The organism is Salicola sp. Rm-C-2C1-2, from assembly GCF_040196175.1.
Taxonomy (GTDB): domain Bacteria; phylum Pseudomonadota; class Gammaproteobacteria; order Pseudomonadales; family Oleiphilaceae; genus Halospina.
On record NZ_JBEFNF010000001.1, the window covers coordinates 1,184,637 to 1,197,997 of the forward strand.

The window sequence follows — 13,361 nt, forward strand, 5'->3', positions numbered from 1 at the left end:
TCCCTTCATTGAATGTCAAAGATCAGCGCAGTACGGGGCCACTGTTCATGAGCGTTTCCGTTACACCTTGCCCAACGGAACTGCCCAGATCACGCATGATGCGCTGGAGCGGCGAGGGCTGATAGCTGTAATCGACAACTTCCTCAGCGCCCACCACGTTGCGGGCGACCTGGCCTGCGGAATTGAAACTGTCGACCAGCCCCAGCTCCCGCGCTTTCTGACCGGTCCAGATCAGCCCGGAGAACAGTTCCGCCTCGGATTCCTTCAACTTATCACCGCGACCTTCGCGCACACGCTCAATAAACTGGCTATGGGTGCGATCAAGCACACTTTCCCAGAACTTAACCTGCTCCGGATCCTCAGGAAGAAAGGGATCCAGGAAGGCCTTGTTCTCACCGGCTGTGTACAGCCGGCGCTCAATCCCCAGCTTTTCCATCACACCTGTGAACCCGAAACCGCCACCACGCACGCCAATGGACCCAACCAAGCTGGAGGGGTTCGCATGGATACGATCCGCTGCCGCCGCAATGTAGTAGGCGCCAGAGGCGCCAATATCCGAGATCACTGCATGCACTTTCTTGTCAGGATATTCGTCACGCAGGCGATTAATTGCCTGATAGACATAGTCCGCCTGAACCGGACTGCCTCCTGGACTGTTAATACGCAGGATCACGCCTTTTGACTCTTCGGCCGCAAAAGCATTCTCGAGCGCAGTCACCAAATTGTCTGCACTGGCATCCTGACCCTGGACAATGGCCCCTTCCACGTCGACCAGCGCGGTGTGAGGACCGCTGGTGCCTGGAGCCAGGTCACCCGAACCAAAAGGCGCCCTGAACGTGAACAGAAGCGCAAACAGATACAGCAGCACCAGAGTTTTGAACAGAATACCCCAGCGCCGGCTGCGGCGCTGCTCAGCCTGCATCGAAAGCATCGTCTTCTCAATCAGGCGCCACTCCTTGGAATCCTCCCTGGGCTCCTGGTGACGGCTTTCGGATGGCTGCGCGGACTGCTCCCGGGTCACCCCCCATTCCGCATTTTCCGAATCCCACTCGGACATGATGTCTCCTCGCCTGTTATTGATCGGTACTGATGGGAGCCATCAGCTCCCGCAGCTTAAAGATATCGGAGGCAATCGCCACCGGGCTGTGCCCGGAAAGCTGCTCCTGCGAATGAACCCCCCAGGTTACCCCGATGGCAGGCATGCCGATCCGGCGTGCCATTTCCATGTCGTAAATGGTATCACCCACCATCACCATGCGCTCTACGGCAACGCCGGTTTCAGACACAATCTGACGCAGCATCAGGGGATCCGGTTTCGACGCCGTCTCATTCGCGCACCGCGTAAGCGGAAAATACCGCTCCAAGCCACTGGAACCAAGCGCCCTATCAAGACCTGGCCGACTTTTACCCGTAGCCACCGCCAGCGTTGGACCACCATGCAGGCTGGTCACCAGCTCACTCACCCCCGGGAAGAGGTCATCCGGCGTGGTATCGCGCTGGAAGAAGTAATGGGCATAAACTTCCCGGAGCCGCGTCATCTCTTCTCTGGTAATTCCGGGCCAGAGCTGACCCAGAGCTTCCTCCATGCCGAGTCCCACGATATGACGCAGGGCTTCACGCTCACGAGCCGGATACCCAAGATCCCGGGCAGCCAACTCAAGACTGTCCGCGATGTGATCCACGGAATCGACCAGGGTGCCATCCCAGTCAAAGATCACTACATCAAAGCTCATTGACGCTGCCTCAGTCGCTGAATCTGTGCTCCAAAATCTTCCGGTACCGGCGCCTCAAACGTCACCTTTTCGCCTTCAGGCGTTTCGAAAGCCAGCTGATGGGCATGCAGCATCAACCGGTCACCACCACCCCGCTGCCAGGCTGACTGCGAGGCGCGGTCCAGATATTTTTCATCCCCGGCCACCGGACAGCCCTGCACGGCTGTATGAACCCGGATCTGATGCGTCCTGCCAGTCAAAGGAGTGGCCTCCAGCAACGTGTAACCCGGGAAACGTTCAAGCGCCCGGAAGTCAGTTCGTGCCGCCTTACCATGGTCGGTACTAACCCGCACCAGGCGTTCACCTGCCCCCCCCGTAACCCGCTGCAATGGCGCCTCCACGCGATCCACACCACGGGGCCACTCGCCCACCACGAGAACCCTGTAGACCTTGTGCGTACTCTTACGCCGGAATTGATCTTGCAACGCCTTCAACGCCGAGCGACGGCGAGCCACAAGAATGAGCCCGGAGGTATCGCGATCCAGCCGGTGCACCAGCTCCAGGTAACGGTCATCCCGCGCCGCGCGCAATGTCTCAATCAGGCCGAAATCAACACCGCTGCCCCCGTGTACCGCGATACCAGCAGGTTTATCCACCACCAGATAATCCGGCGCCTCGTGCACCACCGCCGCCTGCATACGCCGCTGCACCCTTCGCCCAGGTTGAGCGCGCTCCGGCCTCGCGGCAGGTTCGTACATCGGCGGCACCCGTATGGAGTCGCCGGGGGCTATCCGGTAGTCAGGTTTCACCCGCTTGCGATTAGCCCGAACCGCGCCCTTTCGAATTACCCGATAGATGACGCTCTTGGGCACGCCGCGAAACCGGCCCATAAGAAAATTGTCGAGACGCTGCCCCGCCCATTCCGGCGCTACCTCCAGCCATTGGACCCTGGGTGTGGATTCGGCGCTGTCTCGGCTGCCCGGGTGGCCTGGCATTAGACGATTCTCCTGAGAAGCGGCGTCGTTCCGCAGCTCGTTGATGAGGCAGGGGATTACTGCTATATTGACTTTGTTTTCCGACTTCGATCCGACCGACGAACTCGGCGGCTGGACTGGCGGATAGGGTCAGCGAATGAATCCGCAATTATAGAGCCTACGGGCCCGGTATGAAACGATCAGCGGACGCACCGGTATCCACCAGGCAGGAAAACAGCGAGAGCCAACAGAAATCACGCGGACGCGCGGCTGAGTCCCTTCACCCGCAGGGCGACCTCTCGGGAGCGCCTTGGCGGACGATCATGGAATCTGAGAACAACGCGCGTCGTGATGGGTGTTCCGCCCGGCTGGAGTCAGAGCCGGCGGAACTGATGTCAATCCGGGCGGAAGCGCGCCGCAGGGGCATCGCAACGGTTTGAGAACATAGAAGCACCGGTTCGGGCTGTCCTGCTCATGAATATGACATAAGACCTCGTAGCCGGTACGAGACAGACTTCGGTGGCGTGCGGTCGTAGAGCGCGCGCCTCAAGCAAGGGGCGGGCCCAAGCATTCGCCCCGCTGCTTTACTGGAGCGAACCAGATTCGCTGTCTCGCCATTGCGCCCCGCACCGCTTCCGTCGCAGAACGATGGAAGTTTGTTCCACATGAAAAGAATGCTGATCAATGCAACTCACGAAGAGGAGTTGCGTGTCGCACTGGTCGATGGCCAGCGTCTGGTCGATCTTGATATCGAATCCAGTACCCGCGAACAGAAAAAGTCCAACATTTATAAGGGCCGCATCACTCGCATCGAGCCCAGTCTTGAAGCTGCCTTCATTGATTACGGTTCCGATCGCCACGGCTTCCTGCCCCTGAAAGAAATCGCACGTGAGTACTTCAGCAAGGCCCCGTCCGAGATTGATGGCAAGATCAACATCAAGGATGTGCTCAACGAAGGCCAGGAGCTGATTGTCCAGGTCGACAAGGAGGAGCGCGGCAATAAGGGCGCGGCTCTGACCACCTTCATCACGCTTGCCGGTCGCTACTTGGTACTGATGCCCAACAACCCCCGGGCTGGCGGTATTTCCCGCCGCATCCAGGGTGATGAGCGCAGTCAGCTCAAAGAGGCCATGTCGGGGCTCAAGGTACCCAAAGCGATGGGCGTGATCGTGCGCACTGCCGGTATCGGCCGCGAAACCGAGGAGCTGCAGTGGGATCTGGATTACCTGCTGCAATTCTGGGATGCCATCACCCAGGCGGCGGAAGCGCGCAAGTCGCCCTTCCTGATCTATCAGGAAAGCAACGTCATTATCCGCGCGGTGCGCGATTACCTGCGTCAGGACATCAGCGAGGTAATGATCGACTCACCCAGCGTGTACGAGGATGTACTCAACTTCGTCCGTGCGGTGATGCCCTCTTTCGAAAACCGGATCAAGCTCTACACCGATGACATCCCACTGCTGAGTCGGTACCAGATCGAGGCCCAGATCGAAACAGCCTTTCAGCGGGAAGTCTCCCTGCCTTCCGGTGGATCGCTGGTAATCGATCCCACCGAGGCGCTGGTGTCGATCGATATCAACTCCTCTCGCGCCACCCGCGGTGGCGATATTGAGGAAACCGCCTTCCAGACAAATCTGGAAGCAGCGGACGAGATCGCAAGGCAGCTGCGCCTGCGCGACATCGGCGGGCTGATCGTAATCGACTTCATTGATATGTCTCCGAACCGGCATCAACGCGAGGTTGAGCAGCGTATGCGTGAGGCGCTGGAACTGGATCGCGCCCGCGTCCAGCTTGGTCGGATCTCGCGTTTCGGTCTTCTCGAAATGTCACGCCAGCGGCTGCGCCCCTCCCTGGGCGAAACCCGCAGCGAAGTCTGCCCCCGGTGTAACGGCCAGGGGGCGATCCGCAGCATGGAATCTCAGGCCCTGAGCATCATGCGCCTGATGTACGAAGAGTCCTCCAAAGATAAGACTGCGGAAGTACGTGCTCTGGTTCCGGTCACAGTCGCAGCCTTCCTTCTCAACGAAAAACGGGACGAAATCAACGCCATCGAGCGCCGCGAGAACGTGCGGGTACGGGTAATTCCTTCCCAGAACCTGGAGACACCGCACTTCGAGGTGCAGCGTTTGCGGACTGACGATACTGCCGTAACCGTCGGTGAAGCCAGCTTCGAGATTGCCGCGCAATACGAGGAAGAACCTGAGGATGCCTGGTCCGTGGGACAGAGCTCCGGAGAGCGCGAGGAAGCGGCCGTCAAGGCGGTAACACCGGCGAACCGCACGCCGGCCCCGGAACCGAAAGCCGAAACAAAAGCCAAAACACCGGCCGCTGGCGAACCTCTTGGATTCTGGCAGCGGGTTGGGCGCAAACTCCAGGTACTGTTTACAGCGCCGGCGGAATCCGGAGAAGCCGAGAAAGATTCCAGCGCCCAGAGCCAGGATAATAACGCTTCCGACCAGAAGCCTGGGCAAAACGGCAACAGGAAGCCGAACCACGGTGGTAGTCAGCAGCAGAGTGGCCGTCAGGAGGGCAACAACCAGCGAGGCGGTCAGAATCGGCGACGTCGTGGCGGCCAGAACCGCAACCGGAACCAGCAAGAGTCCGACGGACAACAGAAGTCCGGCGGCAAACAGGACGGGGTTTCCCAGAGCGGTAAAGGCAATGGTGAAAACGAGCCCCGGTCATCCGGGAAAGGTGGTGGCGGCAACCGGGGCAGCGGACAGAAATCCGGGGGTGATCAGAAAACTGGTAACCAGAAGTCCGACGGTAACCAGAAGTCCGCCAATAATCAGAAATCCGGCGACAGCCAGAAGTCCGCCAATAGTCAGAAATCCGGCGACAGCCAAAAGCCTGATACCGATCAGAAATCCGGGGGTGGCCAGAAGCCCAGCACCGACCAGAAGTCCGGCGGCAGTAAAAAAGGCGGTAAGAGCAACGACGGATCCAGGAAATCCCAGGGAGATGGCAGTCGCCGAAACGAAGATGGCGATCGCGGCGATCGCCAGACGGAGGAGTCTGCGGACAAACAGCCCGAAAGCGGTAAGGCTAAAAGTCCGGACAGCGGCAATGAGCATAAGGGCCGCTCGGACAAGCGGAAAAAGAACCAGGGTCGTGATGATGCCAATGATAAGGATACGCCCAATCCCGAGTTTCAGCGTCCCCGTCGGCCTCGTGGAAAAGACGGTAAGCCTGCAGATCAGGACCCGGCCGACGTTGTAAAAACACAGAGCGAAAAGGCAGAAAAAGAATCCGATAAGGCAACTGAGGGTACGGATTCTCATACGCCACAGGCTTCTGAATTCGCACAGCTGGAAGCTGCAGAAAAAACGTCAATACAGCCTGCGGATGGGGCGACAACAGCTGCGGACGCCCCTGCCGATAAGGCCGCACCGACTGAAAGACAGGCGGACGCCAGCGCTGAAGCGCAAAAGCAGAACCAGGCAGGCGCTACCGAAACGGCCTCCGAGGCGGAAACGCTCGTATCCCCGGATACAGCAGCAACGGAAAACGATACGGGTGGGTCAGACAACAGCCCAGCTGAAGACGAGATTCACCTGGCTCCGATTAAAGGCCGGGCTTACAATGACCCGCGCGAAATCCGACGGCGCCAAGAGGCTTTCCGGCGAGCTCGCAACCAGGCAGAAGCCAATGAACAGGAGTGAGACTTCAGCATGCTGACTGATCAGGACGTAGAAACCCTGGAATCAATCCTGTTCGCGCCCGGGCAGAGCGACGAGGCGCTTGATGTTTTCGGCCTGCACGGCGTTGTCACTGCGTCAGTGGTTGGGCCGGTACCGCTGTCGATCGAACGCATCTATGCGATCGCCACGGGCCAGCCTGAAAGCGGTGGGGATGCCATGCCCGACGAATTCCAAACCCTGGTAGCGCGGCTGGCAAGAACTGTTCAGCAGGAACTGGAGCAGGGACACACACTGGAACTGCCTGAACCGGAAGACGAAGAGACCTCTGAAGAGGCGCTGGAAAACTGGTGCGCAGGTTTTACCGACACTTTCCTGCTGGATGAGGATCAGTGGCTGGGAGAGGATGAGGAAACAGTCGGGGAGATGATGACCCCCATACTGACCCTATCCAACCTGTTTGATGATGAGGCTTTCCAGCAGGCGCGCAAGGACCCCAAACGCCTGGCGGACTACGCGGACGCAATACCGGAGCTTCTCTCCGACCTGTACCTGCACTATCATTCGCCTTGAAGACGACCCCGGGTTGTTTCCCGGAAATGCCGCCACACCGGCTCGGGCCCGTCAGGCAGGACCGGGAGCCGCCCCAGTTCCGACCAGGGCCGGCCCGGCCAGTGGAAATCACTGCCCCCGGACGCCCATAGCCCGTTATCCATGCACAGCCGTGTGAGATAGCCGCTGTCCTGACGCGAATGGCCCGCACTCAGAACTTCCAGTGCCTGACCTCCGGCCTCGTGAAACGCATCAACGAGCTTCCTGAGTTTGTTATTGGTCAACCGGTAACGCCGGGGATGGGCCAGTATGGCAATCCCTCCTGCCTCCCGGATCCATTTCACAACTGTCGCCAACTCCGGCCAGCACGTTGCCACATCGCCCACCTTACCGGTGCCGAGGTAGCGCTGGAATGCCTGGCGAGTCCCCGCAACCACCCCGGTATCAACCAGCGCCTGAGCAAAATGAGGCCGTCCCGGGACGCCCGCAGCGAGAGCACGAGCCTCTCCCAGAACCGAGGGAAGGCCCTGCTTTTGCAGCCGCTCATCGATGGTTCCAGCTCTCTCATGGCGGACCTGGCTTTGCCCGTCCAGAACCCGCTGGAACCCGACATCCTGCGGATCAAAATCCAGGCCTACCACATGAATCGTCTGACCATGCCAGAGGCAGGACAGCTCCACGCCACTGATCAAGTGAATGCCCTCAGCCGCTGTCGCCGCCTGGGCTTGAGGCAGACCTGCCAAAGTGTCATGGTCTGTCAGCGCTAACACGCCCACGCCCTGCTGCGCGGCGCGGGTCACCACAGCCGCTGGTGAAAGGCCTCCGTCGGAGGCGTTGCTGTGACAATGCAGATCCGCAAGCAGCGATCTGGCTCCATCATCAATACGCATAATGCTCCGCGATGCTGTCTCCGAACCGGGATTGGCGCGGATGACGCCGGGAGCTTATCATAGCCGGCTATTGCCACTCATCGCCACCAGAGGGTTCAGGAAGGAGATTCAGATGTACTACGCCATCATCGCCGAAGATATACCCGACAGCCTGGAGCAGCGCAAACAGGCACGCAGCGCCCATCTTGAACGCCTGGAAGCCCTGAAAACCGAAGGGAGACTGCTCATGGCCGGGCCTTTCCCCGCGGAAGACACCACCGAACCCGGCAATGCCGGCTTCACAGGCAGCCTCGTTGTCGCCGAATTTGAATCACTGGCCCATGCCCAGGTCTGGGCGGATGCAGACCCCTACGTCAAAGCAGGCGTTTACGAAAAGGTAACAGTCAAGCCATTCAAACCGGTTCTCCCCTGAGCCTCACTGGGCAACGCCGTTGGGCTGTGGCAGAATCCTGACTTCATTTAACAGGGAATGACATCATGACCCCTCAGAAAGCCATGAACAGGGCACTGCGCTTGCTGGTGCCGCTGATCCTTGTGCTCGCATCCGTGGCGCAGGCGGAAAAACGCTATGTGGACGATGTGATCTACGTCCCCGTTCGTTCCGGCCCCGGCAATGAATACCGGATCATTGAGTCCGCGCTACGCAGCGGGACACCCGTAGAAGTCCTGGAGAAAGACGAGGAAACCGGCTATTCAAAAATACGCTTTGGTGATGGCGAAGAGGGTTACATCGCAACCCGATTCCTGAGCGCAGAACGCATTGCGGAGGAGCGCCTCCAGGATGTCCAGGAGCAGCTGACCAGAACCGAGGACGAGCTCTCACAGGCGCAGTCCAAGCTTGAACAGAGCCGTTCCAAGCTTGAGCAGGCCCAGCAGGCGAAACAGGATCTCGAGTCCCGGCTTGAGGAAACAAATAATGAACTTGAGCGCATCCGCTCCATTTCAGAAGATGCGATCAAACTTGAAAAACGCAACCGGGAATTGCGCAAGGAACGTCAGGAACTGCGCAAGGAGGTGGAACTGCTCACCAACGAGAACCAGCGACTCGAAGACAGCCGGGAATCCAGCTTCCTCCTCACTGGTGGTGGCTTGGTGATTGCAGGCATTTTCATCGCCGTTCTCTTTCCGTTGCTCAAACCCAGCCGTAAAAGCGACAGCTGGGCCTGATCAGGATCAACGCTTAACCTCATCGATCCGAAGACCAACGCGCCACCGACCATCATCGAGCGGTTCGCTGCGCAGAACGGTGGCAACGGTCTCAAACGGCGGAAAGTCGGGATTATGGGAGGGCAGTGACGTGTGAAGGCACTGACCTTCCGCCAGCTCCTTCTCCATCTCAACAGCCATGCCTGTTGCGCTGAGATCCACACACCGCCCTTCCATCCTTTGACCTTGCTCATCCTCGATCAGCTCAATGGCCGTATCGACGTTCATACGGATGAAGTCGCGCTTATCAGAGTTGTCCCGCATTGAATCTCCAGTCATGAGAGGTTCCTGCCTCAACGTTGTTATTATTACTGGTTCCGGTACGTTATACCGGCAGGAGGCAGCGGGCGTCAAAGAATTAGATAGCATAAGGAGGGACGGGAGCCGAACCGACACGCCGGCCCCCGGGAAAGCCAGCTACGCGGAAGCCTCCGGCAGCGCCTCGGCAGACAGAATAATGCCGTTGTTATCAGCGTAAACGTAGTGACCGGGCTCAAAAGTAACACCGCCAAAGCTCAGGGCCACGTTAAGATCTCCCAGACCACGCTTCTCACTCTTGCGGGGATGAGTGGCCAGCGCCTGGACGCCGATGTCAGTCTCACCGATTACATCCACGTCACGAATACAGCCATAGACGATCACACCCTGCCAGCCGTTTTTGGATGCTTTTTCCGCCAGCATATCGCCCAACAGGGCGATCCGGAGCGAACCACCACCATCGACGACCAGAACCTTTCCCTGCCCGTCCTGGCCAACCTGTTCTTTGACCACTGAATTGTCCTCAAAGCACTTAACGGTGACGATCTCGCCTCCAAATGCACTGCGTCCGCCCAGGTTCACAAACATAGGCTCAACCACAGCCACTTGCGGATGCTCATCCACAAGATCCGGTGTAACGATTGTCTGTTCCGACACAGTTTTCTCCTTATCCAACGCAATTTCAGTCAACACTATCCGCCCGCAGGTTACGGGTGTGTTCTGCCAGCCAGGCACGGATATCATCCTGGACCGCAGTGCCCGGGTTACCCTGACCGGTAGCGGCGCTTCTACTGTCATTCCTCGGGCTCAGAGTATGGCGGACCTGACCACCAAGACTCCTCGCAAAACTCTGTATGGTGTCAGTGTCGTCCTCAACACCCACCACGAGCCCCGGACAACGAATCACCCGCAGCCCCTCGTGGGTAGGATGCCCCTTGCCCTTGCGATAGCGTTTCTGACTTCGGTAAAGGTCCCGGAACAGAGCACTGGGCTCATCCTCCGGCCCCCAGCCATGGAGCCCGCCGAGAAAACGCTGCCGGCGCCGCAATCCGAGCTTTTCGCCCAGGGTGGCCCGGGATTCGGTCCAGTGGGACCCGGCTCGCCCCGGATCAACAAATACAGCTGCAGGCACAAGGCGCAGAAAGCGCTGATGGTTGATCATGGCGTAAGCCAGAAGGCGGGCCCCCACCCCCTGGCCGAGCCAGGCTGGTGGCACACCACTCTGTTCTTCCACAAAACGCTGCACCGGCAGCAGGTCCTCTTCCGCCAGAAGACCAATGTGTCCCTGGGACCAGTCACGATTGCGGGGCGACATGCCATGACCCCGCATCTCTGGAAGCCAGACGTCAAAGCCATAACGGGCAAGCAGCGCAGCCAGCCCCTCCCCTCCGGGCGAGAGCCACTGACGCTTATTCTGGAATTCCCGGTGAATGAGCACCACTGGCACGCGCGCACCTTGCCATGCCGGATCCCGGACCCGGGTCACCGCGATGCGAACGCTCGGATCCGGGCTCACGCCAGGGTTCAGCAGGTAGACATCCTCATAGAGGTCAGCGGCCATTTCAGTGGCCGACAGGGTCACCGGAAACAACCGGCTGCTGCTCTGCATACCCGCCTTTCTCCGTGTTATCCGGGATTACACCAGACTGGTCAGGACTGTTGCCCTTCCGCCAGGAAGAACCAGGTGTCCAGCACTGAATCCGGGTTCAGCGAGACACTGTCGATGCCCTGGTCCATGAGCCATTTGGCCAGATCGGGATGATCCGAGGGACCCTGGCCACATATGCCAACATATTTGTTGGCTCTGCGGCAGGCGCCGATCGCATTCTCCAACAACGACTTGACCGCTTCATTGCGCTCATCAAACAGGTGCGCCACGATTCCCGAGTCCCGATCAAGCCCCAGTGTAAGCTGCGTGAGATCATTGGAACCGATGGAAAAGCCGTCAAAATGTTCCAGAAACTCGTCCGCTTGAAGCGCATTGGCCGGCAACTCGCACATCATGATCACGCGCAGATCCTCACGACCTCGCTCCAGACCATTCTCAGCCAGCAACTCCACGACCTGACGACCCTCGCCGGGGGTACGCACGAACGGCACCATGACCTCAACGTTATTGAGGCCCATTTCATCGCGAACACGGGTCAGAGCGCGGCACTCAAGTTCAAAGCAGTCCCGGAAGGAGTCCGAGATATAACGGGAAGCACCCCGGAAACCCAGCATTGGGTTTTCCTCATCCGGCTCATACAGGGTGCCACCAATAAGGTTGGCGTATTCATTGGACTTGAAGTCCGAAAGACGAACAATGACGGGCTTCGGATAGAAGGCAGCCGCGAGCGTTGAAATCCCCTCAACCAGTTTGTCGATGTAGAAGTCCACCGGGGAATCGTAACCGGCGATCCGTTTCTCAACCGTCTGTTTGATATCGCCGGGCAGTGATTCAAAATTCAGAAGCGCTTTAGGGTGAACTCCGATCATGCGGTTGATGATGAATTCCAGCCGGGCAAGTCCGACACCTTCGTTGGGCATGGCCTGGAAATCAAAGGCTCTGTCTGGGTTGCCGACGTTCATCATGATGCGGAACGGCAGCTTCGGCATGGACTCGACGGAGTTCTCGCGCAGTTCGAAATCAAGCCGTCCGTCATAGACCAGACCGGTATCCCCTTCGGCGCAGGAGACTGTCAGCTCCTGCCCTTCCTGGATGAGTTCAGAGGCATTGCCGCAGCCCACAACCGCAGGAATTCCCAGCTCCCTGGCAATGATGGCTGCGTGACAGGTGCGTCCGCCGCGGTCGGTGATGATTGCTGCAGAGCGTTTCATGACCGGCTCCCAGTCAGGGTCGGTCATATCGGTCACCAGCACATCCCCTTCTTGGACACGATCCATTTCGTTGATACTGGTGACGATCCGGGCCGGACCGGCGCCAATGCGGTGACCGATACTCCGCCCCTCGACCATGACCGACCCTTTCTCCTTGAGCAGGTAGCGCTCCATGGTATGCAGCCCCTTACGGCTGCGGACCGTCTCCGGGCGCGCCTGAACGATGAACAATTGCCCCGTATCACCATCCTTGGCCCACTCAATATCCATGGGCCGGCCATAATGCTTCTCGATAGTCAGCGCCTGGCGAGTGAGCTCGGTGACGTCCGCATCCGATAGGCAGAACCGATTGCGGTCGTCAGCGTCCACTTTAACCGTCTCAACCGATTTGCCCATTTCACCGTCACCGGCATAGACCATTTTAATGGCCTTGCTGCCGAGATTACGTCTCAGGACCGCGGGGCGGCCAGCCTCAAACGTGGGTTTGTGTACGTAGAATTCGTCCGGGTTTACAGCACCCTGAACCACAGTCTCACCCAGGCCATAGGACGCGGTAACAAACACGACGTCCTGAAATCCGGACTCGGTATCCAGCGTGAACATAACGCCGCTGCTACCGGTCTCACTGCGCACCATTCGCTGGATACCGGCAGAGAGTGCCACTCTATTGTGATCAAAACCATGATGCACCCGGTAGGAAATCGCTCGGTCGTTGAACAGCGACGCAAAGACCTCTTTGATGGCGAGCTTGACATTGTCCAGCCCAACAATGTTCAGGAAGGTCTCCTGCTGACCCGCGAAAGAGGCATCAGGAAGGTCTTCTGCTGTCGCGGAGGAGCGCACCGCCACCGTCATCATCTGCTCATTGTCGCCCTGCATGGCAGCAAAACGTTTCGCGATCACCTCCTCCAGCGCTGCCGGAAAGGGGGTATCGATGACCCACTGGCGGATCTTGGCTCCAACCCGGGCCAGTTCGTTCACATCATTGATGTCCAGACTGTCCAGAGTCTCATCAATGCACTGGCGCAGCCCGTCTTTCTCCAGAAACTCGCGGTAGGCCTTAGCTGTGGTGGCGAACCCACCGGGCACTGTCACCCCGGCATTGGCGAGATTGCTGATCATCTCCCCGAGGGAAGCGTTCTTACCTCCCACACGCTCGACATCGTCCATGCCGAGTTCCTCGAAACCGATGATGAAATCGTCCAAAGCCAATCTCCCTCGTTATTGCCTGTCACCCGCGGCGCTACACGCCCTGCAGAGCCCGCTTATCATACTGGAACCGGCGGGGTCATCTCCACCATTATGCGAGGC

At 58.9% G+C, this 13,361-nt stretch carries 13 protein-coding genes; 5 read left to right on the forward strand and 8 right to left on the reverse strand.

Annotated features, from left to right (window positions below):
• Window positions 1-22 precede the first annotated feature (22 nt).
• The 3 genes from AAF659_RS05450 to AAF659_RS05460 are packed head-to-tail and all read right to left on the reverse strand — an operon-like array spanning window position 23 to window position 2,707.
• A complete protein-coding gene (locus tag AAF659_RS05450; RefSeq protein WP_349750668.1) occupies window positions 23-1,057 on the reverse strand; it encodes a S49 family peptidase in 1,035 nt (344 codons plus the stop codon).
• Between the two features lie 16 nt (window positions 1,058-1,073).
• Window positions 1,074-1,733 carry an HAD family hydrolase gene (locus tag AAF659_RS05455; RefSeq protein WP_349750669.1) on the reverse strand — a complete coding sequence of 220 codons (660 nt, stop codon included), beginning with the start codon at window positions 1,731-1,733 and terminating at the stop codon, window positions 1,074-1,076.
• On the reverse strand, window positions 1,730-2,707 hold the full coding sequence (locus tag AAF659_RS05460; protein ID WP_349750670.1) for an RluA family pseudouridine synthase: 978 nt from the start codon (window positions 2,705-2,707) through the stop codon (window positions 1,730-1,732). Before AAF659_RS05460 ends, AAF659_RS05455 begins: the two co-directional genes overlap by 4 nt.
• Window positions 2,708-2,877: 170 nt before the next feature.
• On the opposite strand from AAF659_RS05460, the gene AAF659_RS05465 reads away from it, so the two are divergent.
• From AAF659_RS05465 to AAF659_RS05475, 3 genes are all read left to right on the forward strand, one after another.
• A complete protein-coding gene (locus AAF659_RS05465; RefSeq protein WP_349750671.1) occupies window positions 2,878-3,126 on the forward strand; it encodes a hypothetical protein in 249 nt (82 codons plus the stop codon).
• A 225-nt stretch (window positions 3,127-3,351) separates the two neighbouring features.
• A complete protein-coding gene (gene rne / locus AAF659_RS05470) occupies window positions 3,352-6,348 on the forward strand; it encodes a ribonuclease E (RefSeq protein WP_349750672.1) in 2,997 nt (998 codons plus the stop codon).
• Between the two features lie 9 nt (window positions 6,349-6,357).
• Window positions 6,358-6,897 carry a YecA/YgfB family protein gene (locus tag AAF659_RS05475; RefSeq protein ID WP_349750673.1) on the forward strand — a complete coding sequence of 180 codons (540 nt, stop codon included), beginning with the start codon at window positions 6,358-6,360 and terminating at the stop codon, window positions 6,895-6,897.
• Here the strand turns inward: AAF659_RS05475 and AAF659_RS05480 are convergent.
• Complete coding sequence (locus AAF659_RS05480) at window positions 6,885-7,766, reverse strand: PHP domain-containing protein (protein ID WP_349750674.1); 882 nt, start codon at window positions 7,764-7,766, stop codon at window positions 6,885-6,887. The genes AAF659_RS05475 and AAF659_RS05480 overlap by 13 nt on opposite strands.
• Window positions 7,767-7,878: 112 nt before the next feature.
• Here AAF659_RS05480 and AAF659_RS05485 point away from each other — a divergent pair, with 112 nt between their 5' ends.
• Window positions 7,879-8,178: a YciI family protein gene (locus AAF659_RS05485; protein WP_349750675.1), complete on the forward strand. Its 300-nt coding sequence runs from the start codon at window positions 7,879-7,881 to the stop codon at window positions 8,176-8,178.
• Between the two features lie 65 nt (window positions 8,179-8,243).
• Window positions 8,244-8,933 carry a TIGR04211 family SH3 domain-containing protein gene (locus tag AAF659_RS05490; protein WP_349750676.1) on the forward strand — a complete coding sequence of 230 codons (690 nt, stop codon included), beginning with the start codon at window positions 8,244-8,246 and terminating at the stop codon, window positions 8,931-8,933.
• Window positions 8,934-8,939: 6 nt separating this feature from the next.
• On the opposite strand, the gene AAF659_RS05495 is transcribed toward AAF659_RS05490, so the two are convergent.
• The 4 genes from AAF659_RS05495 to ppsA all read right to left on the reverse strand — a co-directional run bounded on the left by AAF659_RS05495 (window position 8,940) and on the right by ppsA (window position 13,256).
• Window positions 8,940-9,236 carry a PilZ domain-containing protein gene (locus tag AAF659_RS05495; RefSeq protein WP_349750677.1) on the reverse strand — a complete coding sequence of 99 codons (297 nt, stop codon included), beginning with the start codon at window positions 9,234-9,236 and terminating at the stop codon, window positions 8,940-8,942.
• A gap of 153 nt (window positions 9,237-9,389) precedes the next feature.
• Window positions 9,390-9,887: a ribonuclease E activity regulator RraA gene (rraA, locus tag AAF659_RS05500; RefSeq protein WP_349750678.1), complete on the reverse strand. Its 498-nt coding sequence runs from the start codon at window positions 9,885-9,887 to the stop codon at window positions 9,390-9,392.
• A 25-nt stretch (window positions 9,888-9,912) separates the two neighbouring features.
• Window positions 9,913-10,839, reverse strand: coding sequence for an alpha/beta fold hydrolase (locus AAF659_RS05505; protein ID WP_349750679.1), 927 nt, complete (start codon window positions 10,837-10,839; stop codon window positions 9,913-9,915).
• A gap of 41 nt (window positions 10,840-10,880) precedes the next feature.
• Complete coding sequence (gene ppsA / locus AAF659_RS05510; protein ID WP_349750680.1) at window positions 10,881-13,256, reverse strand: phosphoenolpyruvate synthase; 2,376 nt, start codon at window positions 13,254-13,256, stop codon at window positions 10,881-10,883.
• Between the last annotated feature and the right edge of the window lie 105 nt (window positions 13,257-13,361).

Coding starts and splice junctions, on each gene's coding strand:
- AAF659_RS05450 (WP_349750668.1), bottom strand. CDS start 1,057: ATGTCCGAGTGGGATTCGGAAAATGCGGAATGGGGGGTGACCCGGGAG.
- AAF659_RS05455 (WP_349750669.1), bottom strand. CDS start 1,733: ATGAGCTTTGATGTAGTGATCTTTGACTGGGATGGCACCCTGGTCGAT.
- AAF659_RS05460 (WP_349750670.1), bottom strand. CDS start 2,707: ATGCCAGGCCACCCGGGCAGCCGAGACAGCGCCGAATCCACACCCAGG.
- AAF659_RS05465 (WP_349750671.1), top strand. CDS start 2,878: ATGAAACGATCAGCGGACGCACCGGTATCCACCAGGCAGGAAAACAGC.
- rne (WP_349750672.1), top strand. CDS start 3,352: ATGAAAAGAATGCTGATCAATGCAACTCACGAAGAGGAGTTGCGTGTC.
- AAF659_RS05475 (WP_349750673.1), top strand. CDS start 6,358: ATGCTGACTGATCAGGACGTAGAAACCCTGGAATCAATCCTGTTCGCG.
- AAF659_RS05480 (WP_349750674.1), bottom strand. CDS start 7,766: ATGCGTATTGATGATGGAGCCAGATCGCTGCTTGCGGATCTGCATTGT.
- AAF659_RS05485 (WP_349750675.1), top strand. CDS start 7,879: ATGTACTACGCCATCATCGCCGAAGATATACCCGACAGCCTGGAGCAG.
- AAF659_RS05490 (WP_349750676.1), top strand. CDS start 8,244: ATGACCCCTCAGAAAGCCATGAACAGGGCACTGCGCTTGCTGGTGCCG.
- AAF659_RS05495 (WP_349750677.1), bottom strand. CDS start 9,236: ATGCGGGACAACTCTGATAAGCGCGACTTCATCCGTATGAACGTCGAT.
- AAF659_RS05505 (WP_349750679.1), bottom strand. CDS start 10,839: ATGCAGAGCAGCAGCCGGTTGTTTCCGGTGACCCTGTCGGCCACTGAA.